We start from the raw sequence: 21,791 nt of genomic DNA, 5'->3' as shown, positions 1-21,791 counted from the left end.
TAGGTGGTCCGTGCCCGAGGAGCGCGACCAGCCTATCCGCCTAGACTTTGACCTTGCCCTGTGGGGCAAGGTTTAGCGTCGACGGTGGAGGTGATGAGATGCAGATCGGTGAGCTCGCGAAGCGCTCGGGCGTGACAGTGAAGGCTGTGCGCTATTACGAGAGTCTCGGGTTGATCCGGCCAGACCGGCTGTCCAACGGATATAGGGATTACCGCGAAGAGGACATGCGCGCGGTGATTGAGGTTCGCGAACTCGCCGTCGCGGGGATCACGGCGCGTCAGGCGATTCCGTTCCTGAATTGTCTTTCGCTCGGCCATGAGCATGGAGATGACTGCGCATCCTCACTGGTCGCATACCGGGACGCTATCTCTGAGATTGATCGTGCCATCGGATCCCTCCGGGCAAAACGATATGAGCTCGTGCAGCGCCTCGACCAGAGTGCGTCCCGCACGTTTACGGAGGAGTCGACCATGGCCGATTTGAACACACTGCCAGAGGGACTGCCCATTCCGGTTGATGACGGAGCTGCGGATCACCTTCCCGGTGTTTCGATGCCTGCTCTGACGCTTCAGACCAGCGACGGTGATCGCGTGAACCTGGGCGAGCTCGGTGCAGGGCGCACGGTGATCTATCTGTACCCACTCACCGGGCGGCCGGGTGCCGACCTGCCAGACGGGTGGGAGTCGATTCCCGGCGCTCGGGGATGCACCAGCGAGGCCTGTGACTTTCGTGATCACTTCGACGACCTTCGATCGGCTGGAGTGAGTGCGGTCTATGGATTGTCGAGTCAGAGCGTCAACTATCAGGCGGAGGTCGCGAAACGACTTCGCTTGCCGTTCACAATGCTCTCTGACGAACTATTCCAGGTGGCCGATGCCCTGAGCCTGCCTACCTTCATCGCGCCTGGCGAAGGTCGGCTTTATTCGCGGCTGACGCTGATCGTCAAGCACGGGCAGATCGAACATGTCTTTTACCCGATCTTTCCACCGAACACTCACGCTCAGCAGGTACTCGCGTGGCTGCATGAACACCCATGAACGTTGAGCTCGCCGCATCTTGCCTCTGCTCGATAGCGGTCAGTCGTCGAGACGTTGGTATCTGCGGCGACGCGGTCGAATTTTGGTTCAATAACTAGTCGCGTTTCGCGCTCTTAGGCATAATTTCCCCGCTCGTTGAGTGAGCGCCGCGGGGCGATACGGCTAAACGACGGTTGATTGTCGCGACTATTGTGGTGTTGTGATCTGGACGAGCTCCGGTCCGGAAGGGTTGTTGACGAGAATGTTGCCTACGAAGATGCCGCGGCTCGACGGCGGCTCGGTACATCTTCGCCCGTTTGAGCAGCGTGACGTGGAAGTGGTCGTGTCTGTGGCAGCCGATCCTCTGATTCCGCTGATCACAACAGTTCCCACCAGCGGCACTCGCGAAGACGCTATTGCGTACATCGAGCGGCAGCATTCCCGACTTGCCTTAGGAACCGGATACTCGTTCGCGATCGCCGATGCCCACTCTGATGTAGCCATCGGACAGATTGGACTATGGCTGCATGACATCGGTGATGGCCGAGCTTCTACGGGATATTGGATTGCCCCGCAGTCTCGGGGCAACGGCTCTACACGAGCGGCTCTGTCTGCTTTGACTGCCTGGGCGCTCAGCTTGGGTGAGGTGTGCCGGTTGCAGTTATATGTCGAGCCCTGGAACGAAGGTTCGTGGAGGGCGGCCGAGTCGTGCGGCTACGAGCGGGAAGGCCTGCTGAGAGCGTGGCAGCAGGTCGGCCACGAGCGCAAAGACATGTACGTCTACAGCATCCTGGCATGAGTCTCAGCCGACGTTCGACGCGTTCGCCTCTTCAATACCGAGTAGCGCCCGATGAGGTTGGTACGTGCGGCGACGTGGTGGAATTCCGTTTCTCGAACTGATCCTTAGCGGGTGAAGCGTCCGGTGGAGGCTCGTGCTGCCGCCGTCGAGAGATTATGTGATCGTTGGTTTGCTGGGGGCACCGGTCGACGGCGGTGCCGTATCGTGACAACGTGGTGCACTACGAAAGATCGATGACCGGCTCGCAGAGCTCGCGACTGATAGTCATTCGGGGAAACTCGGGAAGCGGAAAGTCCCTCCTTGCCCAATCGATCAGGGCGGCGCGGCCGCGTGGAGTCGCGTTGCTGGGGCACGATACGTTGCGCCGGGAGATCCTTCACGTTCGGGATCGTCCCCACGCCCTCAGCGTGGCTTACATTGACTTGTCGGCTCGCTTCGCTCTCGATAACGGTCTGGATGTCGTCGTTGAGGGGATTCTTCACTCGGAGATATACGGGGACATGCTCACCCAACTCCAAAGGGATCATCGCGGTGTTACGCGCACGTTCGTTTACGAGCTCGGGTTGGAGGAAACTCTGCGGAGGCACCGCACGAAAGCTCTCGCTACTGAAGTATCGGGAGAACAAGTCTCGTCTTGGTTCCGCGAGTCCGACAGGGTTCCCGAACTGGAGGAGATCGTGTTTGATGCTGACGCCAGCGCGAGTGATGCGCTTGCTCAAGTGCTTACTGAGGTTGGGTGGGGAGAAGTGGAATGACGATCGAGAGCATGAGTAGACGTTCGGTCAAGAAGGCAGTCGGGTACGTCGTCCACCGAGAGAAGCTACTCGTCTTTACGCATGACGATTTCCCGATGGAGATCACCGGTGTGCAGGTGCCCGCTGGGTCGATCGCCGAGGGCGAGTCGCCTGCGGATGCCGTCGTGCGCGAGGTGGGGGAGGAGACCGGCCTCACGGCCAGGATCGTCCGCTCGCTCGGCGTCGAATCGTACGACATGTGGCCCGCAAAGCCCGAGGTTCACGAACGGCACTTCTTCCAACTCGAGCTGGTAGATCCCGACGTTCCGGACCGCTGGAAGTGCGGCGAACAGGACGCATCCGACGGAGGCCAACCCGTCAGCTGGACGTGCTGGTGGATGGCGCTGACGGATGCTCACGTTCTCTGCGCGGGCTTTGGCGCACGTCTCGGAGGCGTCGAAGCCGATGGTGATCTCTGAGGTTGGTACGTGTGGCGACGCGGTCGAATTTAGGTTTAACGTTTAGTCGCATTCTGGTTTAACCTCTCGTCTGCCTTTACATATCGGGCCTCAGCTCGGCTCCGTGTCTTCGGACAGGGGATCGAAGAGTTCCTCGATCCTGCATTTGAAAACCTCAGCCAGGCGGAAAGCTAGCGGCAAAGATGGGTCAAACCGTCCGCGTTCGATGGAGATGACTGTTTGGCGGGAGACGCCGAGCTCTTCGGCGAGGCGCTGTTGCGACCATCCGAGGTCCTGCCGGCGTTCGTGCAGCGAGTTCTTCACAGTCAGCCCCGCTTCTTCGCCATGAGGTACCGCACAACTGTGCTGAAGAAGGCAACCCAGACGACGCCGATGAGCGCCCAGGTGACATCGAGTTCGAAGCCCGTGATGACGAGAGTCGCAAGCGCGAATCCTGTCAGCATGATCGTGTCGCTGAGCGCACCAGCCATAGCGGCTTCCAGCCACTTTGACTCGATCGATTCATCTGGCCTGTCGAGTGCTCCCCGCAGGCTTGAGCGATCCACGACTAGGACCCAGATGAGGCCGATGAGCCCCCCGGACATGATGAGGGCGAACACGCCGGCGATGACCAAGGCTTTGTCTCCCTGGGAGACTTCAGTCAAAAGTGTGAGCGCACCAACTCCCGCGGCCAGGATCAGCCCGGCCGGGATCGCAACCGCCATGGCGGGGACGCGCCCTCCGGCGAACTTGATGCGGCCCCAGCTCGTTGGGGTGTCGGTTCGTGGTTCGGTGCTCATAGTCTCTCCGTTGTGAAGCTCGTTTGACATGTGAAGCAAGCTTGACATGTACAGCTCGCTTTACGCAAGTTGACGATTCCGAGTGACGATTCCGAGTTTGTCGTGCCGGCGCATGCGCTGGTCCGTAGCCCCCTCACGTGAGATTGGTATCTGCGGCGACGTGGTGGAATTCCGCTTTTCGCTCTAGAGCCCGGACTTGAGGAGAGCCCCGAAGCGCGCTTCCGGACCTGTCGAATTCGTGCGCCCTTCAAGCATCAGCCTTCGCGCGGTTGAGGCCCATCGAGACATACGCGGAGAACCCAGCTCGCTTCGCGAACTTTATGCGTCGTCGCTGCGTCTCGGTGAATCCGAGCTTGGCGTACAGTCCAAGGGCGGGGGTGTTGGTGTCCTTGATATCACGCAGCACGAACTCGTCGGAGGGCAGCTCCAGGAGCCGACGCATCAGCGCAGTGGCTACGCCTTTGCCCTGATGCTGCGGCGCTGTCGTGACGAATGCAATCTCCGTCAGACCGTCGCCGGCACCGTCGTCGGCCCCCATGAATTGGCTTCGGATGATCCGATAGCTGATCATCCCGTGTATTGGGCTGAGCACGCGCTGGAGCTCGTGCCGATCCGGCTTGAAGCACTCCTGCTCGCCTTCGGTGACGACCGCGACCGCGGCGGGCTCGCCGTCGACGAGCGCGATGTGGAAGCGCTCCAGGATGAGCATCGGGGCGAACGCGTCGGCGAGTACATCCGCGTTCTTGGAGAAGAAGGCGAAATCCTCGGCGAACCCTTGCGTGAGAACTTCCGCGATCTGGTGTCGGTACTCCTCCCCGAGTTCGTCTGCACGTGTGACTTCGATCTTCATCGGGGTCCTCTTGTGAATACTCGTAGGATCAGGTCGACATCGGGCTCCGCGGATTCCTCCCCCAGAGCAGCGTGCAACGTTGTGATGCCGGTTAGCATGGCGAAGTAGTGAGCGGTCAGTCGGGCGGAGTCTCCCTCGGCGATCTGACCCTTAGCTTGGCCTCGCGCGATGAGCGAGGCGAAGGCCCGCCAGATCGTTCTCTGTGATGCGGCCAGCCGAGATGAGGTTCCCTCCGGGGTGTCCGTCGTGACGCCCTGATTTATCATCATGTAGAACTCGGCCGCGCCGTTGTTTGCTGAGAGGTCCGCCACGTATACCTCCGTGAAGGATCGGATCATGGAGATCGGATCCCCTTCCGTCGAGAGCTGCGCGGCGACAGCCCCGAGCCCGCGCGAGGCCTGATCGATCAGTTCATCGAACAGCTCTTCCTTGCTCGCGTAGTGCCGGTAGATCGACCCGGTGCTGATCCCCGCCTCGACGGCGATCTGACGCATGTTCGTGGCCGCGAAACCACGGTGCGCGAACACCCGGACGGCAGCCGTCTCCACAGCGGAGCGCGTGGCTGAGCGCAACGCTTCGTTCTGCTCCGTCGTCCGTGGCATCATAACCCTTTCAATGAACCCTTGTTCATTTTATGCTTCGATCGCACGCGGCGCAACAGGCCCGGTGCTCGACTGGGGCTGGTATCCGAGGTGCCTGGTGGGCAGTGGATTGATGCGCGGCACCGGTTCGACACCCAGAGGTTGGTACGTACCGGAACTCGGTGGAGTTTAGGTTTAACGTCTAGCGTTATTAACGCATCGCGTTATATGCTGGTCGTGTGATCAGATCGTTCGCCGACCGTGACACCGAGCGCGTCTGGCGTCGTGAGTCGGCGAAGCGAGTCGATCCGCGAATCCACAGGATGGCGAACAGGAAGCTCCACCTGCTGGACGCGGCGACGACGCTGGATGCGTTGCGCATTCCGCCCGGTAACCGCTTGGAAGCGCTCAAGGGGGACCGAGCGGGGCAGCACAGCATTCGGATCAACGACCAATGGCGGATCTGCTTTCGTTGGACGGATGCCGGAGCCGAAGACGTGCAGATCGTGGACTACCACTGAGGAGGGATGATGGACGAGAAGCTGTACCCGCCGATTCACCCGGGTGAAGTCCTGATGGAGGACTTCATCGAGGGGTTCGGCATCACGCAGAATAAGCTCGCCGTGTCGATTGGGGTGCCCCCGCGGCGCATCAACGAAATCGTGCATGGCAAGCGAGCCATCACAGCCGACACGGCACTACGCCTGGGGCGGTACTTCGGAGTGTCCGCACAATTCTGGCTCAACCTGCAGACTCGATATGAGCTAGAGCTCGCCGAGGACCGCGTGGCAGAGCAGATCGCCGCGATCACTCCGCTGAAGGTCGCGTGAACGACGACCCGGCGGCCGAGTTTGAAGGACCTGATATTCGGGCGTGCTTCTTCGGCGATTCCTTTGTCGCGGGAGTGGGGGATTCGAGCGGACTCGGGTGGGTGGGCCGTGTTACAGCGGCCGCTCGGTCCGCCGGTCGCCGGCTGACGTCCTACAACCTGGGCGTGCGGAGAGAAACGTCCGTTCAGGTCGCTTCGCGGATTCGGTCTGAAGGGCCACCACGCTGGGCAGACGCGGAAGATACCCGGCTGGTGGTCTCATTCGGTGTCAACGACACGAGCGATGTGGGAGGTCATCCTCGAGTATCTGTCGAAGATGGGCTCCGATCGGTGCGGAGTGCGGCGCAGTGCATTTCGTCGGAGCGAATCCTGTTGATCGGACCACCAGCTGTGGCTGACGATCGACAGAACGCGTTGATCGAGATCCGGGACGGTGCTTTCCGAGTAGAAGCCGAGAATCTCGGCATCCGCTTCGTTTCAACGTTTCGCATGACGATGGATGACCGGATGTGGCGCCACCAGGTGGCGGTCGGTGATGGATTTCACCCTGATGCTGGCGGATACGAACTGCTCGCATCGGTCATCGAGCCGGTACTGCTGGAGTGGTTGGCTCCATTGAGTATCGGCCCAATAGCCCATGAGTGACAGGACGCGGTGGAGTGTGCTCTCGTCGCCGTGGATTCACGATTCCGGATGCTCCGCGATCTGTTCGCGGGCCGCATCAGCCTCACCCAGGTTTGCGGTGATTGCTCGCAGGGCCGCTATGTGCGCACGGTAGGCCTTGCTGCCCTTTGCGGTGAGAGAAAGCGACGTTCGCACATGGGAATTGATCACGGTCTTTGTGATGTTGACATAGCCCGCTTCGCCCAGCGGCTTTACTTGTTTGCTGAGAACCGAATCGCTGACTCCCAACAAATCTCGGATTGTGGCGAAGTCCGCGCTTTCCACAGTCGACAGCGCGGCCGTGATGCGCAGCCTGTTGGGCGCGTGAATTACTTCATCGAACCGTGCGCGCACGTCTAGTTCCCTGCCACAGCGTGGTGCAGATCTCGTTCCCACCAACAGGGGACCGCGATCATCACGAGTGGTAGCGCAATCGCCAGCACCACCACTGCCCACAGATGCTCGGTGTAGGTGCCAATAAGTATCCCGGCGATCGGGACCAGCACCATCGCCCCGACAAGGATCAGTCGGCCTGCAACATGTTGACCAGGCTGGGCAATGAGCCGGCGAGATCCAGCACGTTGGAAGAGCCAGGCCGAGAGAATGATGGCAATGAACGCGACGACTGCAACGACGAATGACCACGGCTCGGGCAGCAGAACGGCGGCAGTGACAGCACCACTCGCTAGCCCGACGATGGCAATGGACGACCTGACCGAACGTGCGCGTCGCCGCATGGCATCCTCAGCCGCTTGAGCGGACGCCAAGGCATCGCGCGCGGAAACTGGGACCCGTTCTTTGTTTTGCATTTCACTCCATTTTCCGCTCCGGACTTTCCGTTACGGAAAACGCAACCACTTTCCGCAACGGAAAGTGCGCGTTGGCGGACAACTCAGACGCAATATGTGAGGGTGGGTGGATGTACCAGCGCGACACGCAGTTCTTCGTCGATCTTGAATCCGAAGTGTGGGCCGCGCAGGTCAGCGGTGATGCTGACGCCGATCGTGAGTTGCTGTCAGGAGACTTCGTCGGGCTGTACCCGACCGGATTCGCCGCAAGAGCAGATCACGTTGAGCAGCTTTCTGACGGACCGGTGATCGCGTCGTACGCCATCACGCAAGCGCGACTGATTATTGTCTCCGCGACTGCGGTGATGCTCTCTTATCGCGCCGATTACCAGCGCCCAGGAAGCGACAGGTTAGAGGCGATGTTCGTCAGCTCGCTGTGGGTCCAAGGCGACGGCCGCTGGCGGAACACGTTCAGTCAGGACACGCCCGCCAGCTCGTGACCTTCAGGGTGCGGTCGCCAGACGAGGGCGCACTCGAACACGTTCGGCCGACGTTGGCACGAGTAAAAAGGCTCGAGGAAACGGCCGTACTCTCGTCAGCATGGGCTATCCACCAGACTCGAACGCTCCCGAGCCGCAGATCCGCTCGGCTTCGACGGAAGCGCACGTATTCTTCGGCGCGCTCTACTGGCGCAAAAACTGGTTCGGCCCAGCATGCCCGCCAGCTATCCTCTTCTGCCGCAGCGGTTATCTACGCTTCGAGACTCGCTCTGAGGTGCTCTTCGACGTTCCGATCTCTGAGGTACAGGTGAAACTCACGATCTTCAGGACCCTCAAGCTCACAGTGCAGGGCTGCCGCTACGCTCTCGTAGGGTCTGCAGGTGTCGCCTCGCGAGGTCTCAGCGACGAACAGATCGCAATGCTCGCTGCCATTGCATCGATGCCCCAGGCCTGGGCGCTCAACTCAAGTGAGCCGGCACTCTATGCGAATGGGGACAAGAGCGCGGGGCGGAACCGGCTGAACTTTGCGGAGAACGGCTCCACAATTCGCGCGATCGCTCGGGGGACGGTCAATAGTGCCGCGCTCATGCAGCGATGGTCTTCGCTTCTCGTCGCGCAGGGCGCACAGAGGGCGGCTTAGCCCGCGGATCGTGTAGTCGCGTTCGGGTTCAACGTCTGAAAAGTGTCGGGATCACATCGGCCCCGGCATGACACGATTTGTTCGTGGCAGCTCGCACACGTGCATACAGCGTCGGAGAAAGCAGCACCGCAGACGAGATCAGCAAGCGCTTCATTGCGGGGAAGGCGGCGAAGGCCGCGACCACTCCGGCCGGCGCGGCCGCGGCCAAGGCAGTGGCCCAAGCCGCGGCAGTCGCGCATATGGGTGCTCACGCACTGGGCGCAGCCGCGTACGCGGCGAAGGCGGTCTCGCTAGCGAACAAGGATCAACCGGAAATGGTTAGGGACGAGATTCGGTGGCAGTTGGCGCACCTAAGTGAACGCGAGCGATCGGCGCTGCGGCTGCTTCCGCCGCTAGGCGCTGACTCCTCCGGTCCGCTCAGCCCCGGACTCCTGTCGCGCGGCATCCTAGGCACGTCGATCCGTGAGATCCAGGCTCAGATCAGCCTGTGCGGATACGCCGATTCACGATTCTGAAAACTCAGGATGCTCGGATTTTTGATCACGCCGTTCTGAATCTCGATCGCGCGGGCGAGGGTCACATCCTTCGCCCATGCGGCCGGACCTTCCAGGACCGTTCGCAGGAACGGCAGGACCGCCTCGCTGATCTCCCATGTGGATGAGTTCCACAGGTACGACGGGCTGTGGTCGACGGCGTAGTAGTTCACACCTTGACCGACTGTGAACATCGGCTCGTCGAATGTGGTGGGCCGTGCCCATTCGAAGCCCATGCCCAGGTCGCACGAAACATCGATGATCAGGCTTCCGGCCGCGAAATGCTCCAGGTCCACTGTCCTCAGGTAGGTCAACGGCGCAGCGACGTCCTGGAAAGTGCAGTTGACGACGATGTCGTGCGATGCGAGGAAATCCGGGAGCAGGACGTCGCCGTCCTCGGTGAGGACCTCGCTGAGGTGGGTGGCGCCGCCACCGTCGGTGTTGAGCTGGGCGATGTGTGCGTTGTGAATCGGGGATCCGACCGCTGCGACACCGCGCTGTGTGAGGACCTGGATGTCGTGGATCCCCTGTGCGTTCAGCGCGGTCACGGCACCTCGCGCCGTGGCGCCGAAGCCGATGACAACCGCGCTGAGTCGAGGCCCGTAATCACCAGTCGAGCCGATCAGGCTCAATGCGTGCTGCACGGAGCTGTAGCCGGCCAGCTCATTGTTCTTGTGGAACACGTGCAAACTGAGCTCCCCACCGGGCGTCCAGTGGTTCATTGCCTCGAAGGCGATCAGCGTGAGCCGGCTGTCGATCGCAGCCTGCGCCATCTCAGCATCCTGCACGCAGTGCGGCCAGCCCCACAGAACGCGGCCCTCCGGGATCGCTGCCAGGTCCACAGCTTGGGGCTTGGGTAAAAGGAGGACGTCAGCGGATTCGAGCACCTCGGATCGTTCCGCGACCCTGCCCACGCGCGCCTCGACGTAACCGGGTTCCAGTTGGAAGTCGGAGCCGTAGCCACGCTCGACAATCATCCGCGTGCGCACATCCGGGTCGATTCGGTCCAAGTGGTGGGGATGTATCGGCAGTCGCCGTTCGTTCTCCATCGACGATCCTGCGAGCAATCCGAGGGTGAGCAGGTCGTTGCTCGACGAGGCGGTGGGGGTATTAAGGGAAGGTTGAGTGGCGCCGGACATCCGGACTCCCATCATTGGGGAACCAAAATCAGCTCCTGCTTTGACTGTACGTGGCTCTCCGGCAGTTCACCGCCGGAGCGGCTTCGTGACTGGTGCTGTGCACGCAAAAGAGCGCCGTTCGCAGGCGGACGGCGCTCCTCTCGACCAACCGGTGGTCAACCGACGACCGCACCGCGGGCGAGGGTCATCACATCCTCGGTGGTCAGAGGCTGCCCAGCGATTCCCCAGTCACCGCTGCGCACCTCCTCGATTACGCACGAGGTGACTGAGCGCATGTTCTCGCCCTCGATCTGCACCATGGTGTCGGTGAGGTTCTTGATGATCTCGTGCTTCTGCTCTGACGTGAATACGCCCTCGATGATCTTTACGTTGATGAATGGCATGTCGTCCTCCTAGTGTGTCGATCTGCGGTTTGTGCAACTGATTTCACGCTAGGTCGATGCCTCGGCCCGCGCATCGGTGATACCCGCCACGTTTGTCGCGTATTTTGGGCGCGGATGTCGGGCACCACCCAGCGCAGTCGGGCTACGGCTATTCGCGGCGCGGCCTGACACTAAGAAGACTCACTCGTCCAGCGCGCCGCGTTCCAGTTCGGTCAATCGTGCCGCCACTGCGGCTCTCGCCGACTTACCAGTGAGCGAGAGCTTCGCATAGACGTTGGAGAGGTGGCGTTCGACGGTTCGCGTGCTCATCGACAGTTGGTTGCTGCACTCGTCGTTGCTCAATCCCTGGGCAACAAGGCGCACTACCTCGAGTTCACGGCTCGTCAAGCCCGCGCTCGGAGGTTTCGCCGACGCTGCGCCGGCGAAGGCCGTCACTTCGTCGACGAACTCACCCCAGGCTGGCTCATCGGACAGCAGAATGTGGTTCTTTCCTTGCAAGCAGACGAGCCTGGCGCCCGGGATGAGGCCCGCCATCCGCCGTCCTTCCTCGAAGGGGACAACTCGATCCCCGTCGGCGTGCAACACGAGCGTGGGGGCGGTAACGGCGGAAGCGGATGCCGTCACGTCGACATGCGCTCTGGCGATACTGCTGGCCAGGGCAGCCTCCGGTGTCATCGACCGACGTTGAAGGTCGTCGAACCATCGCATCTGCGTCTCGCTCGCGCCGGGAATGAATGAAGAAGTGAAGACGCGGCGATAAATCGGGTCAGCGCGTCCCCAACCCACCTTGATCATCTGCCGCTCGAGCTTCATCTCCTCACGCACCTCCGCGCCGGGGTTTCTCGCCAATATGCCTCGACCGTATGCCCCCAACAGGATGAGATGAGTGACCCGTTCCGGGTGGCGCCGCGCGTACTCCACGGCCACAGCGCCGCCCTGTGACATGCCAAACAGGGAGAAGTTGGCAAGCCGCGCCGCGTCTACGACGGCCTCAAGGTCCGCCAGCATCGCAGCCAGACTGTAATCGACCGGATTGCGGTCGGACAGCCCGTTACCGCGAGCGTCGTAGCGGATGTAGCTGAAGCGCTGGCCAAGAGTCTCCAGCCAGTGACTCCATACCGGGCTGGACCAGTCATATTCGAGGTGCGTGAGCCACGTGCCCGCTCGCACAAGCGGTGGGCCTTCGCCGTGACGGGACCACGCAATTCTCGTGCCGTCTGCGGAGGTTGTGAACGATATCTCGTTCCTCATGACCCGAGTATAGGCCGCGGTATTTTCGGTGTCGCCGCATCCGGCGCGGTAACGTTGTGGCGTTCCCTTTCGCTCATCGAGTGAAAGAGGAACACGTCGACGACACAGGAGGACTGGCGACAGTGACGCAGAAGAGTATCTTCGAATCGGAAGGCCGCGCCGTGCCTTACATCGTCGAGGGCGACGGCCCCGTCTCATTGGTTCTGATTACCGGATCGGGTCGCAACGAGGATGCTCTGGGAGTCGTGTCGCACTACCTCGCAGAAGAGGCGGGCTTCCATGTCATCCAGATTGGATCGCGTGCCGATGTTGCCTCCGACCGCGCGGTGGCCATCCGCGAGCGGGTGGAAGACGTCATCGCTGTCATCGATCACCTCGGGCTCGACGACGCCTGGATTGGCGGACATGAAGTCGGTGGCACCGCGGCGCGAGTGTTCGCCGCAGAGCACACTGACCGCGTGAACGGACTGCTGCTGCTCGGGGTCGAAGACGAAGAGATTGCGCTCGCCGCAGGGATTCCGGTGCTCATCGTCCAGGCGACGAAGGACGAGATCAACCTGCCCGCCGTCGCGGAGAAGCTGCAGGCGACCGCGCCAGAGCGTGCGAGCATCAAGACGATCAACGGTGCAGATCACCTGTTCCCGGCGACGCACCCTATCGAGACCGCGGTCATCATCGAGGAATACCTCGACTGGGATTGAGCCTCGGCTAGACCGTGTGGGTGAGCCGGCGGAATCTGACGGTGAGCGGCCGTCAACGCGATCACGCACACACGGCACCATCAGCACCGAGAACTATGGTTGAGGTGTGCCCCGAAATTCAGCAGCAGAATCTTCACCCAACTCGGTTCCCGTCGATCTCCCGCCCGAGCGTCGATTGGCGGTGGCTGTCGAGCGGTATGGGGAAGCGGCCGTAGTTTCTCGTTCGCTGTCGCTACTCGCCGGTAATAACGAAGGCGGGGACTTTCTGCTCTTCGTCGGCGGCGAACATGCCCGCGGCATTCTGGACGGCGCGCCAGTTCTCTACTGGCCGGAGCTGTGGGGCCTGCGTGCGTTGCTTTACGTCTGGGATGAGTCGGCGGCCTCCACTGTGATCGGCACCCTGGATAACCCAGCGTGGCGTGTGCGCGAAATGGGGGCGCGGGTCGTTGCAGCGCGCGAGCTCCCCGCAGCATCCGAACTTGCGGAATTGCTCGGTGATGACGTGCCGCGCGTGCGTGTGGCCGCGGCCAGGGCATTGGGAGCGGTGGGGTCCGCGGATGATCTGGACCGCATACGCGTGCTGCTCAAGGACCCGGAGGTCGAGGTTCGCCGAGGAGTCCAGCAGAGCCTCGACGTGCTGCGAGCGCGGTTCCCGAAGAACTGACACCATCTGCGGATGGCAGGATTGAAGCATGACCGCAACACTCGTGGCCCAAGGCCTGGCCGGCGGGTACGGCCACCGCACCCTCTTCGATTCGCTTGACCTGACCGTCGCACCCGGTGACGTCGTCGGAGTCGTCGGCGCGAACGGGGCCGGGAAATCGACGCTGCTCAGACTACTCGCCGGCGTCGACCAGCCGCAGGCCGGCACGATCGCGTTGGCACCGGCCGACGCATTTATCGGCTGGCTGCCGCAGGAACATGAGCGTGTCGCAGGCGAGACCGTCGCCGAATACATCGCTCGCCGCACGGGATGTGCGGATGCGACCGTCGAGATGGATGCCGCGGCCGCTGGCCTCGGGGACCCATCACTCGTCGCCGACGGGGTAGACCCCTCCGATGTCTACTCGGCGGCGCTCGATCGCTGGCTGGCGAGTGGAGCCGCGGATCTGGATGAGCGAATCCCCGCCGTGCTCGCAGACCTGGGTTTCGCGCTCGACGAGGGGGCGTCGGAGCAGATTCTGATGACCTCGCTGTCTGGTGGACAGGCGGCGCGGGTCGGACTGGCCGCGCTGCTGCTCTCGCGATTCGACATCGTGCTGCTGGACGAACCGACCAACGACCTCGACCTCGACGGGCTGGAGCGGCTGGAGACCTTCGTTCGCGGGCTCCGTGGCGGCGTGGTGCTGGTCAGCCACGACCGTGAGTTTCTCGCGCGCTGCGTGACACGAGTGCTGGAACTGGATCTGGCGCAGGGATCGAACCAGGTGTTCGGCGGTGGCTACGACTCCTATTTGGAGGAACGGGCGACGAACCGCCGTCACGCACGAGAGAAGTATGACGAGTTCGCTGGCAAGAAGGCCGACCTCGTCTCGCGCGCCAGAACTCAGCGTGAGTGGTCGAGCCAGGGTGTGCGCAATGCGATGAAGAAGGCGCCGGATAACGACAAGAACCGGCGCAAGGCTGCGACCGAGTCCAGTGAGAAGCAGGCGCAGAAGGTCCGCCAGATGGAGAGTCGAATCGCACGACTCGACGAAGTGGACGAACCTCGCAAGGAATGGCAGCTCGAGTTCACCATTGGCGCGGCACCGCGTTCCAGTTCGGTGGTCTCAACGCTGAGTTCCGCAGTCTTCCGGCAGGGGGACTTCACTCTCGGCCCGGTGTCGCTGCAGGTGAACGCGGGGGAGCGCATTGGAATCACCGGGCCCAACGGCGCCGGAAAATCGACGTTGCTGCGCGCTCTGCTCGGCCGACAGACACCTGATGAAGGAACGGCGAGCCTCGGCGCCAGCGTTCAGGTCGGCGAGATCGATCAGGCCCGCTCTCTGCTCGCCGGATCCAGGCCCCTTGCGGACGCCTTCGAGGAGCTCGTTCCAGACATGGCCTCTGGTGAGGTGCGCACGCTCCTCGCCAAGTTCGCGCTCAAGGCTGACCACGTGAATCGACCCGTCGACGAGCTGTCGCCGGGAGAGCGCACTCGTGCGGGTCTCGCCCTGCTGCAGGCGCGCGGTGTCAACCTTCTGGTGCTCGACGAGCCAACGAACCACCTTGACCTTCCTGCCATCGAACAGTTGGAGGAGGCGCTGGAATCATACGAGGGCACACTGCTTCTCGTCACCCATGACCGGCGGATGCTCGCCACAGTTCAGACCGATCGGCACTGGCGGGTCGAGGCAGGACAGGTCACAGAGCTCTGAGAGAGCAACTTCGCTGATCAGGCGTGCCTGCTGAGGAAGTCATCAACCTGATCGCGATGGCGATTCGTCATGGCATCACCGCCTCCGAGCTTCGTGACTCGATCTACACCCATCCGTCGATGACCGAGGCGCTCAACGAGGTGCTTGGCGCGCTGCGGTGAAGCAGGTCAGTGCAGCTGAAGCTCGATGAGCGGGTGATCGGCGAAGACTTCGAGGATGAGTTCGAAGTAGGTCGGGCCGACTCCGTTTCGGAGGTTGTCGAGATCTGACTGGATGCGGCGATCATCGAAGGTGCCAGGGCGGGCGAGCTTGTCGAGCATCCAGCGTTGTGTCTCATCGAATCCGAGCGACTCACGGCTATGCGCATGATCATTCCAGACGAATGTGGCCGGATTGCCATCGCGGATGGCGCCGTCGACTCCGTAGAGGACATCGTTGAGTGCATCCAGGCTCTGCCCCATACTCCAGTCTGCATCGGCCATCAGCTCGCGGTTGAACTGCTCGTAGAGGTCGGAGATGCTGTTCACCTCGGCGCCGTCGATGCGATATTTCGTCATGATCATTCCAGACGAGATTCGTCGCTGAGCCGGTGCCAACTGCGGTTGTGATAGACGAGCGCGTTGCCGTGGTCACCGGGTTCGATGTCGCGTTCGATGTGGGCTTGGAGCGCGCGCGCAGCGATGACGATTGATCCGCCTGCCTCCATCCGGCTTACGATCGCGCAACGTACCCATGCGCGAGCGCCGGCGTAGACCGGCTCTCCCGTCGCCAGTCGTGCCCAGGAAGAAGCATCGGCGAAGCGGTCCACGCCGCTCCGTGCACCGAGTTGTGCGATCGCCAGGTCGTCGGCATCGAGCATGTGCACCACGATAGTCGCGACACTGGAGATCACCGGAGTCGCGGATGACTGACCGGATACCGAGAAGATGAGTAGCGCCGGGTCGACGTTGACCGATGACACAGACGAGGCGGTGAGTGCAACAGGCCTGGATTCGTCGTGGGCGGTGATCACAGCGACACCAGATGGATGACCGCGGAACACGGCCTTGAACGTGTGGGCAGAGACGGATCCGCCTTCCAGTAGATTCGCGGCATTGTCTGCGCGATCGCGAACGGGTGCAACCGTGGAAGGGGAGGCGAAACGCAGCTCAGTCATAACGCGACGATAGACACCAGTGGACATCGTCGTATGTAGAACTGAAACACACCGAAATGCGGCGGTGATGAGCAAGGGGGCGAGATGCCGTCGCATCCCGCCCCCTGGGGTAAGTCGAAAGTGATCGTCAGCGAGGTTGCGGCAGGATCGTGAAGCTGACAGCGCCTTGGTCATCCACTCCGGCGTCGAGCACTTTGTCTGCGAGAGCCTCGGCGGCATTCTCTTCCAGGAAGACTCGACTGCCGGTTCCCTCGATCACGAGGTCAGCGTCTTCGGGGGAGGGCACGACGTGAACGGCGAAGCGTGCTTCCCCATTCGCCCCCTGCCCCTCGGCGGTTTGGATGCGAAGCCCCGCGTCTGCGCTGGCATCCTCTCGGCCGACGATCGTGGTCACGACGGCATCTGCGTTTTCGGTCAGGGTGAGCACAGGACTCTCCTTCCGGTTGCGGACATGCTCCGGTCAGAACATGTCCGGGCCACGATGCCTCAATACGCGGTGGCCTTCAACCCCCAGCGGGGGATTGTGAGGAACCTCTCAAGTCGGAGAGCTCTCTTCGCGTAGACGCGGTTCGGTGCGCAGTTCGGGGCGAAATCCTGCCTTGTCTGCGTAGAACGCGCGGATACGATCCATGTCGGCTACGACATCGCCGGTCAGCTCGAACGTCGGACCGAGCCCCGTGGTCATCGTGGTTCGGTCGACGAAACCGAGCGTCACCGGCATTCCCGACTCACGGGCGATTCGGTAGAAACCCGACTTCCAGTACGAGTTCGAACCGCGCGTGCCGTCGGGTGTGACGACCAGACCGAACACCTCACCGGAATTGATCCGCGCGACGACATCCGTCACCACTCGGCTGGGGTCCGCACGGTCCACCGGGATTCCACCAAGTCTGTGCATTACTGGTCCGCGCCAGCCGGCGAAAAGACTCGCCTTGCCCAACCAGCGCACATCCATTCCCAGACGCCAGGCGATGGCAAGCATCAGCACGAAGTCCCAGTTCGAGGTGTGCGGTGCGCCGATCAGCACAGTGGGGCGATCGGGAGCGGGCTGGCCGGTCAACTTCCAACGGCTGAACGTCCAAAAGACACGGGCAAAGAATCGACGCAGCATCCCTCAACCGTAGGTCAGCCGACATGCCTCGCCCGGAATGGACCCGGAATGGACCCGGAATGCATATCGCCGCGCCTGTTCAGCGATCGCGGGCGATCCACAACGGCAGCACGAGCCACAATCCGATCACGATGAGGGCCCCGATGATGAGCACGGCAATGGCCAGTCCGCGCTGTAGCGTGAAATCCACGATCAGAGTTGTAACGCCGACGCTCAGCATTCCGATGACGACCAGGTCGGCCTTGACCATTCGCGCGGCCACCTGGACAAGCTGTGGTTTGCGCCGCATCCCGAACAGTGATCGATGCATCCCCACGGGCGCGAGCGACAGGATCGTCGCCAGCGCTGCCAGGCCGACCAACACGAGATACAGGCCGCGTTGCAAATCGTCGAGTTCGGTGAAGCGTGGTTGGAAGGCGACGGCGAGGAGGAAACCGGAGAGCACCTGGGTGCCGGTCTGCATCACTCGCAGCTCCTGCATGAGCTCATCCCAGTTACGGTCCGCGCGTTTGTTCGCGGACTCGTCTCGGCCGTCGCCGCTGTGCGCCTCGCGGGAAGTATCTCGATCCATACGTTGAGTCTTCGCGGCGTTGTCGCGGTTGTCCAGAGCCTGTCTGCGCCGGTGGGCGTAGCATGGAGCCATGACCACTTCGCAGAACTCAGAGGCCACGCCGAACGTGCAGCCTCTTACCGCTCCCGCAGGCCTCAACCTGCTGGGTGATGAGAGTGCCGGATCCTGCTGCGGCGGGTCCTGCGCAGTCCCGGCAGAGTAACTCGCGCGGTCGCGCTTCCGCCGCGATCAATGACCGCTGCGGAAGGCCTCATCTATGTCATCCGCTGGCTTGCGGACGAAGGCGCTCAGCGCGACTGCTCCCAGTGAGATGATCGCTGCGATCAGGAACGCCATGCGTGCACCCGGCGCGCCGGCGACCGCGGTCGAGAGTCCTTCGTGCTCGCCCGCGTGCAGGAACGACGAGTAGGTCACTGTCAGCACTGCGACACCAGCGGCGCCGCCGACCTGCTGAAGAGTGTTCAGCACGGCAGAGCCATGCGAATACAGGTGTCGACGCAGCGAACCCAGCGATGCGGAGAACAGCGGCGTGAACGACATCGCCATTCCCACCGACATCATCGTCTGTGCGATCACCAGCATCCACCACTCGGTGCTTTGACCGACCGTGGAATAGAAGAACAAAGCCGCGGACACCATGATCGTGCCAGGGATGAGCAGCGGGCGAGTGCCGACGGCGTCGTAGACGCGCCCCATCAGCGGGCCGAGCAGACCCATCAGCACCGAACCGGGCAGCAGGATCAAGCCCGACTGGAATGCGTCAAGACCGGCGACGTTCTGTAGATACTGCGGCAGCAGAGTGAGCGTTCCGAACATGGCCAGCGACAGCACAGCCATGATGATGACGGCAATGGTGTAGTTGCCGGAGCGGAAGACTCGCAGATCAAGCAGCGCATCGTCTTTGCGCTGCAACAGCAACTGGCGCCACACAAACAGCACGAGTGAGATTGCGCCGACGACGAGCGAGATCACGCCGATCGTTGCACCGTTCGACTCGGCTTCGCCGCCGAACTGGCTCAGACCGTAGACGACGCCACCGAAACCGAAGACAGACAGCACGATCGACAGCACGTCGATCGGAGCATCCTTCGTCTCGCCGAGGTTGGTCATCCACTTCACGCCCATCGCCAAAGCGATGATCGCGATCGGCAGCACGATGGCGAACAGCCAACGCCAGTTCAACGTCTCCAGCACTGCACCGGCGAGGGTGGGACCGATTGCGGGTGCGAGCGAGATCACGAGACCGACGCGACCCATCATCCGACCGCGGGAGTGTGCGGGAACGACATTCATCACGGTGGTCATCAGCAGGGGCATCATGATGCCGGTGCCGGCTGCCTGGATGACACGGCCGACAAGGAGAACCGCGAAACCGGGCGCGAGCAGACACACCAGAGTTCCGAGGGTGAATGCGCTCATCGCGGCGATGAAGATCTGACGAGTCGTGAAGCGTTGCAGCAGGAAGCCGGTGGTTGGGATCACGACCGCCATTGTGAGCAGGAACGCGCTCGTCAGCCACTGACCGAGTTCGGGCGGGATGCCCAGGTCGTCGTTGAGGTGCGGGATTGCGATACCCATCGTCGTCTCATTGAGAATCGCGACGAATGCGGCAACCAGCAGCAGCCAGATCACGCGCATGTCAGAGGGCGCGATCATCGGCTCCGGCTTCACGATGGGTGCCGAACCGGTGGATGTGGTGGCCAAGACGTCTCCTCAGTGGATGGGGGTGGCGGATGGCCAGAGATGAAGCCGACAGATACGGCATGCTCTCGTGCTCAACGATCAAGGATAACGCGCTATGTCGCGGCGGCATTCCCGAGGCGGCGAAACTTCACGCCGATAAGCTGACCGAATGAGTATGGGCGGCGGCGGTATGGGTGGCGGCGGTGGACGCGGCGGCGGTGGTGGCGGTTTTCGCGGCGTCGATGCAGTCGCGCAAAAGAAGCTGAATGCGCAGGCTCCGACGATTTCTGGTCTGGGCAAACGCGTCGTCTCGCTGTTTCGCCCCTACCTCGGCCGCATCATCATCACCGGCATCCTCGTGGTCATCGGTGCTGCCATCGCCGTTATCCCCCCACTGATCGTTCAGCGGATCTTCGATGATGCCCTCTTCCCGGTCGCCGGCGGCAGCCCGCAGATCGGTCTGCTCATTCGGCTCGTGCTCATCATGGTGGGCCTCTTCCTCGTCTCCGCGGTGCTCGGTGTGGGGCAGACCTGGCTGACCTCGACGGTCGGTAACAGCGTCACCGGAGATTTGCGAGTGCGGCTGTTCCAGCATCTGCAGGCGATGGAGCTCGGTTTCTTTACTCGCACCAAGACCGGAGTGATCCAATCCCGACTGCAGAACGATGTCGGTGGAGTCTCCGGCGTGCTGACGAACACAGTCACGAGCATTCTGGGCAACGTCGTCACTGTGGCCGCATCGCTGGTCGCGATGATCATCATCGACTGGCGACTCACGCTCATCGCGATCGTGATCATGCCGTTCCTGATCATCGTGCAGCGCCGTGTCGGCCAGGTGCGGGCGCGCATCGCGGGGGAAACGCAGGAGTCGCTGAGTGAGTTGACCAGCATCACGCAGGAGACGCTGAGCGTCTCAGGGATGCTGCTATCGAAATCATTCAACCGTCAGCGCACGGAGTCCGCCCGCTACCAGGCCGAGAATGAGAACCAGGTCACGCTGCAGGTACGCCGAGCAATGAGCGGTCAGGGCTTCTTCGCGGTCGTGCAGGTGCTGATGGCCAGCGTGCCGGCCGTGATCTATCTGGTGTCGGGCTACCTGATCGCGGGAGGCGCGGGTGCGATCACCGCAGGAACAGTTGTCGCCTTCACCACCGTGCAGGCGCGACTGCTGCAACCACTGATGGGTCTGATGCGCGTGTCGCTCGATCTGCAGACGTCATCGGCCCTGTTCGCCCGCATCTTCGAGTACCTCGACCTCGTGCCGGAAATCAAGGATGCCCCGGATGCCATCACGGTCAACGAGGCACCCGGCCCCCGTGGACGCGTGGAGTTCGACAAGGTCATCTTCCGCTACCCGGATGCCGCCGAAGACAGCCGCCCGACATTGCAGGGCATCTCGTTCGTCGCGGACCCCGGCCAGCACGTCGCCTTCGTCGGTCCGTCAGGCGCAGGAAAGACGACCGTGCTCTACCTCGCTCCGCGGCTCTACGAGGCTCACGGCGGAGCCGTACTGTTCGCCGGCGCAGATGTGCGCACGCTGACCCAAGAGTCGATCATCGACAACATCGGCATCGTGTCGCAGGAGACCTATCTCTTCCACTCCACGATCCGCGAGAACCTGATGTACGCGAAGCCGGAAGCCAGCGAGGAGGAGATGATCGCAGCCTGTGAGGCAGCGAACATCCATCACATCATCGCCGGATTCGAGCGCGGCTACGACACGATCGTCGGCGAGCGCGGATACCGTCTCTCCGGTGGCGAGAAGCAACGCATCGCGATCGCTCGGGTATTACTGAAGGACCCGCCGGTGCTGTTGCTCGATGAGGCGACCTCTGCGCTGGATACCGTGTCTGAGCGCGTCGTTCAGGAAGCACTCGACGAGGCATCGAAGGGGCGCACCACGATCTCTATTGCGCACCGGCTATCGACCGTGATGGGAGCCGATGTCATCCACGTCATCGAGGCAGGGCAGATCGTCGAGTCCGGCACGCACAGCGAACTGCTGGCGCAGGGCGGGCTTTATGCGGAGCTTGCGGCGCAGCAGGTTGCCGCATCCCGCGTACTCGAGGCTGAGGCGGTCGCGGAAGGAACGATCACCGGTGACATTGCGGCAGGGTACGCCGGACGGCGGGCCGATCGGGCTCCGGACGATTCAGCAGGTGCCGATGCCGTCGCGACGCTCACCGCACCGGTACCGCTGCTCGATGGTGCCGGCACGGATCAGCGCGTGTATCCCGCGGAGGGGTGA

Annotated in this window: 30 protein-coding genes and 1 pseudogene; 16 read left to right on the top strand and 15 right to left on the bottom strand. The window is 62.3% G+C overall.

The window, feature by feature from the left end:
• The first annotated feature begins 98 nt into the window (after positions 1–98).
• The 4 genes from ACSU04_RS05380 (at position 99) to ACSU04_RS05365 (ending at position 3,028) form a co-directional block, all read left to right on the top strand.
• Positions 99–1,037 carry a MerR family DNA-binding transcriptional regulator gene (locus ACSU04_RS05380; protein ID WP_439288673.1) on the top strand — a complete coding sequence of 313 codons (939 nt, stop codon included), beginning with the start codon at positions 99–101 and terminating at the stop codon, positions 1,035–1,037.
• Between the two features lie 256 nt (positions 1,038–1,293).
• Positions 1,294–1,815 (top strand): GNAT family N-acetyltransferase, encoded by a 522-nt coding sequence (locus ACSU04_RS05375; protein ID WP_439288672.1) that lies wholly within the window; start codon positions 1,294–1,296, stop codon positions 1,813–1,815.
• A 233-nt stretch (positions 1,816–2,048) separates the two neighbouring features.
• Positions 2,049–2,570: a kinase gene (locus ACSU04_RS05370; protein ID WP_439288671.1), complete on the top strand. Its 522-nt coding sequence runs from the start codon at positions 2,049–2,051 to the stop codon at positions 2,568–2,570.
• 11 nt (positions 2,571–2,581) lie between these two features.
• On the top strand, positions 2,582–3,028 hold the full coding sequence (locus tag ACSU04_RS05365) for an NUDIX hydrolase (protein ID WP_439288670.1): 447 nt from the start codon (positions 2,582–2,584) through the stop codon (positions 3,026–3,028).
• 90 nt (positions 3,029–3,118) lie between these two features.
• Here ACSU04_RS05365 and ACSU04_RS05360 read toward each other — a convergent pair whose 3' ends face one another.
• The 4 genes from ACSU04_RS05360 to ACSU04_RS05345 form a co-directional block, all read right to left on the bottom strand.
• Complete coding sequence (locus ACSU04_RS05360; protein WP_439288669.1) at positions 3,119–3,331, bottom strand: helix-turn-helix transcriptional regulator; 213 nt, start codon at positions 3,329–3,331, stop codon at positions 3,119–3,121.
• 2 nt (positions 3,332–3,333) lie between these two features.
• Positions 3,334–3,807, bottom strand: a complete 474-nt coding sequence (locus ACSU04_RS05355) for a hypothetical protein (protein WP_439288668.1) — start codon at positions 3,805–3,807, stop codon at positions 3,334–3,336.
• A gap of 247 nt (positions 3,808–4,054) precedes the next feature.
• Positions 4,055–4,657: a GNAT family N-acetyltransferase gene (locus tag ACSU04_RS05350; RefSeq protein ID WP_439288667.1), complete on the bottom strand. Its 603-nt coding sequence runs from the start codon at positions 4,655–4,657 to the stop codon at positions 4,055–4,057.
• A complete protein-coding gene (locus tag ACSU04_RS05345; RefSeq protein WP_439288666.1) occupies positions 4,654–5,259 on the bottom strand; it encodes a TetR/AcrR family transcriptional regulator in 606 nt (201 codons plus the stop codon). The genes ACSU04_RS05350 and ACSU04_RS05345 overlap by 4 nt, the downstream gene beginning before the upstream one ends.
• 218 nt (positions 5,260–5,477) lie before the next feature.
• Here ACSU04_RS05345 and ACSU04_RS05340 point away from each other — a divergent pair, with 218 nt between their 5' ends.
• From ACSU04_RS05340 to ACSU04_RS05330, 3 genes are read left to right on the top strand one after another with little or no spacing between them, the layout of a single operon-like run.
• Entirely contained in the window at positions 5,478–5,759 is a 282-nt protein-coding gene (locus ACSU04_RS05340; RefSeq protein WP_439288665.1) for a type II toxin-antitoxin system RelE/ParE family toxin, read from the top strand.
• Between the two features lie 9 nt (positions 5,760–5,768).
• Positions 5,769–6,068 carry a HigA family addiction module antitoxin gene (locus ACSU04_RS05335; RefSeq protein ID WP_439288664.1) on the top strand — a complete coding sequence of 100 codons (300 nt, stop codon included), beginning with the start codon at positions 5,769–5,771 and terminating at the stop codon, positions 6,066–6,068.
• The gene (locus ACSU04_RS05330; protein ID WP_439288663.1) at positions 6,065–6,712 is read left to right on the top strand and encodes a GDSL-type esterase/lipase family protein; all 648 of its coding nucleotides are present in this window, start codon (positions 6,065–6,067) and stop codon (positions 6,710–6,712) included. The genes ACSU04_RS05335 and ACSU04_RS05330 overlap by 4 nt, the downstream gene beginning before the upstream one ends.
• A 36-nt stretch (positions 6,713–6,748) precedes the next feature.
• Here ACSU04_RS05330 and ACSU04_RS05325 read toward each other — a convergent pair whose 3' ends face one another.
• Both ACSU04_RS05325 and ACSU04_RS05320 read right to left on the bottom strand, forming a co-directional pair.
• Positions 6,749–7,084 carry a transcriptional regulator gene (locus ACSU04_RS05325; RefSeq protein WP_439288662.1) on the bottom strand — a complete coding sequence of 112 codons (336 nt, stop codon included), beginning with the start codon at positions 7,082–7,084 and terminating at the stop codon, positions 6,749–6,751.
• A gap of 2 nt (positions 7,085–7,086) precedes the next feature.
• The gene (locus ACSU04_RS05320; protein ID WP_439288661.1) at positions 7,087–7,539 is read right to left on the bottom strand and encodes a hypothetical protein; all 453 of its coding nucleotides are present in this window, start codon (positions 7,537–7,539) and stop codon (positions 7,087–7,089) included.
• 110 nt (positions 7,540–7,649) lie between these two features.
• Here ACSU04_RS05320 and ACSU04_RS05315 point away from each other — a divergent pair, with 110 nt between their 5' ends.
• From ACSU04_RS05315 to ACSU04_RS05305, 3 genes are all read left to right on the top strand, one after another.
• Positions 7,650–8,018, top strand: a complete 369-nt coding sequence (locus ACSU04_RS05315) for a DUF4440 domain-containing protein (protein ID WP_439288660.1) — start codon at positions 7,650–7,652, stop codon at positions 8,016–8,018.
• A gap of 100 nt (positions 8,019–8,118) precedes the next feature.
• Positions 8,119–8,658: a hypothetical protein gene (locus tag ACSU04_RS05310; RefSeq protein ID WP_439288659.1), complete on the top strand. Its 540-nt coding sequence runs from the start codon at positions 8,119–8,121 to the stop codon at positions 8,656–8,658.
• Positions 8,659–8,741: 83 nt separating this feature from the next.
• Positions 8,742–9,173 (top strand): putative immunity protein, encoded by a 432-nt coding sequence (locus ACSU04_RS05305; RefSeq protein WP_439288658.1) that lies wholly within the window; start codon positions 8,742–8,744, stop codon positions 9,171–9,173.
• Here ACSU04_RS05305 and ACSU04_RS05300 read toward each other — a convergent pair.
• The 3 genes from ACSU04_RS05300 to ACSU04_RS05290 all read right to left on the bottom strand — a co-directional run bounded on the left by ACSU04_RS05300 (position 9,134) and on the right by ACSU04_RS05290 (position 11,964).
• Positions 9,134–10,330 carry a N(5)-(carboxyethyl)ornithine synthase gene (locus tag ACSU04_RS05300; RefSeq protein ID WP_439288657.1) on the bottom strand — a complete coding sequence of 399 codons (1,197 nt, stop codon included), beginning with the start codon at positions 10,328–10,330 and terminating at the stop codon, positions 9,134–9,136. The two genes, ACSU04_RS05305 and ACSU04_RS05300, sit on opposite strands and share 40 nt — an antisense overlap.
• Positions 10,331–10,485: 155 nt before the next feature.
• Positions 10,486–10,713, bottom strand: coding sequence for a tautomerase family protein (locus ACSU04_RS05295; RefSeq protein ID WP_439285725.1), 228 nt, complete (start codon positions 10,711–10,713; stop codon positions 10,486–10,488).
• Between the two features lie 180 nt (positions 10,714–10,893).
• Positions 10,894–11,964 carry an alpha/beta fold hydrolase gene (locus ACSU04_RS05290; protein ID WP_439285727.1) on the bottom strand — a complete coding sequence of 357 codons (1,071 nt, stop codon included), beginning with the start codon at positions 11,962–11,964 and terminating at the stop codon, positions 10,894–10,896.
• Between the two features lie 122 nt (positions 11,965–12,086).
• Between ACSU04_RS05290 and ACSU04_RS05285 the strand changes: the two genes are divergently transcribed.
• The 4 genes and pseudogenes from ACSU04_RS05285 to ACSU04_RS05270 form a co-directional block, all read left to right on the top strand.
• Positions 12,087–12,665, top strand: a complete 579-nt coding sequence (locus tag ACSU04_RS05285) for an alpha/beta fold hydrolase (protein WP_439288656.1) — start codon at positions 12,087–12,089, stop codon at positions 12,663–12,665.
• Positions 12,666–12,771: 106 nt separating this feature from the next.
• Positions 12,772–13,329 carry a HEAT repeat domain-containing protein gene (locus ACSU04_RS05280; RefSeq protein ID WP_439285731.1) on the top strand — a complete coding sequence of 186 codons (558 nt, stop codon included), beginning with the start codon at positions 12,772–12,774 and terminating at the stop codon, positions 13,327–13,329.
• 28 nt (positions 13,330–13,357) lie between these two features.
• Positions 13,358–15,022 (top strand): ABC-F family ATP-binding cassette domain-containing protein, encoded by a 1,665-nt coding sequence (locus ACSU04_RS05275; RefSeq protein ID WP_439288655.1) that lies wholly within the window; start codon positions 13,358–13,360, stop codon positions 15,020–15,022.
• A gap of 23 nt (positions 15,023–15,045) precedes the next feature.
• Positions 15,046–15,183: pseudogene (locus tag ACSU04_RS05270) on the top strand (pyridine nucleotide-disulfide oxidoreductase); the annotation flags it as partial.
• 6 nt (positions 15,184–15,189) lie between these two features.
• Here ACSU04_RS05270 and ACSU04_RS05265 read toward each other — a convergent pair.
• The 5 genes from ACSU04_RS05265 to ACSU04_RS05245 form a co-directional block, all read right to left on the bottom strand.
• Positions 15,190–15,579: a barstar family protein gene (locus ACSU04_RS05265; protein ID WP_439288654.1), complete on the bottom strand. Its 390-nt coding sequence runs from the start codon at positions 15,577–15,579 to the stop codon at positions 15,190–15,192.
• A gap of 2 nt (positions 15,580–15,581) precedes the next feature.
• Positions 15,582–16,178: a flavin reductase family protein gene (locus ACSU04_RS05260; RefSeq protein ID WP_439288653.1), complete on the bottom strand. Its 597-nt coding sequence runs from the start codon at positions 16,176–16,178 to the stop codon at positions 15,582–15,584.
• 127 nt (positions 16,179–16,305) lie between these two features.
• The gene (locus tag ACSU04_RS05255) at positions 16,306–16,605 is read right to left on the bottom strand and encodes a Fe-S cluster assembly protein HesB (RefSeq protein ID WP_439285739.1); all 300 of its coding nucleotides are present in this window, start codon (positions 16,603–16,605) and stop codon (positions 16,306–16,308) included.
• A gap of 108 nt (positions 16,606–16,713) precedes the next feature.
• The gene (locus ACSU04_RS05250) at positions 16,714–17,289 is read right to left on the bottom strand and encodes a 1-acyl-sn-glycerol-3-phosphate acyltransferase (protein WP_439288652.1); all 576 of its coding nucleotides are present in this window, start codon (positions 17,287–17,289) and stop codon (positions 16,714–16,716) included.
• A 79-nt stretch (positions 17,290–17,368) separates the two neighbouring features.
• Entirely contained in the window at positions 17,369–17,860 is a 492-nt protein-coding gene (locus tag ACSU04_RS05245) for a DUF6328 family protein (protein ID WP_439288651.1), read from the bottom strand.
• Positions 17,861–17,930: 70 nt separating this feature from the next.
• Between ACSU04_RS05245 and ACSU04_RS05240 the strand changes: the two genes are divergently transcribed.
• Positions 17,931–18,062 (top strand): hypothetical protein, encoded by a 132-nt coding sequence (locus ACSU04_RS05240; RefSeq protein WP_439288650.1) that lies wholly within the window; start codon positions 17,931–17,933, stop codon positions 18,060–18,062.
• 26 nt (positions 18,063–18,088) lie between these two features.
• Here the strand turns inward: ACSU04_RS05240 and ACSU04_RS05235 are convergent, their stop codons facing one another.
• Entirely contained in the window at positions 18,089–19,516 is a 1,428-nt protein-coding gene (locus ACSU04_RS05235) for an MDR family MFS transporter (RefSeq protein WP_439289429.1), read from the bottom strand.
• Between the two features lie 196 nt (positions 19,517–19,712).
• Here ACSU04_RS05235 and ACSU04_RS05230 point away from each other — a divergent pair, with 196 nt between their 5' ends.
• On the top strand, positions 19,713–21,791 hold the full coding sequence (locus ACSU04_RS05230) for an ABC transporter ATP-binding protein (RefSeq protein WP_439288649.1): 2,079 nt from the start codon (positions 19,713–19,715) through the stop codon (positions 21,789–21,791).

The organism is Microbacterium sp. A84, assembly GCF_051842815.1.
Taxonomy (GTDB): domain Bacteria; phylum Actinomycetota; class Actinomycetes; order Actinomycetales; family Microbacteriaceae; genus Microbacterium.
The sequence above is the reverse complement of the archived record's forward strand: the minus strand, read 5'-3'. Positions and strand labels throughout refer to the sequence as shown.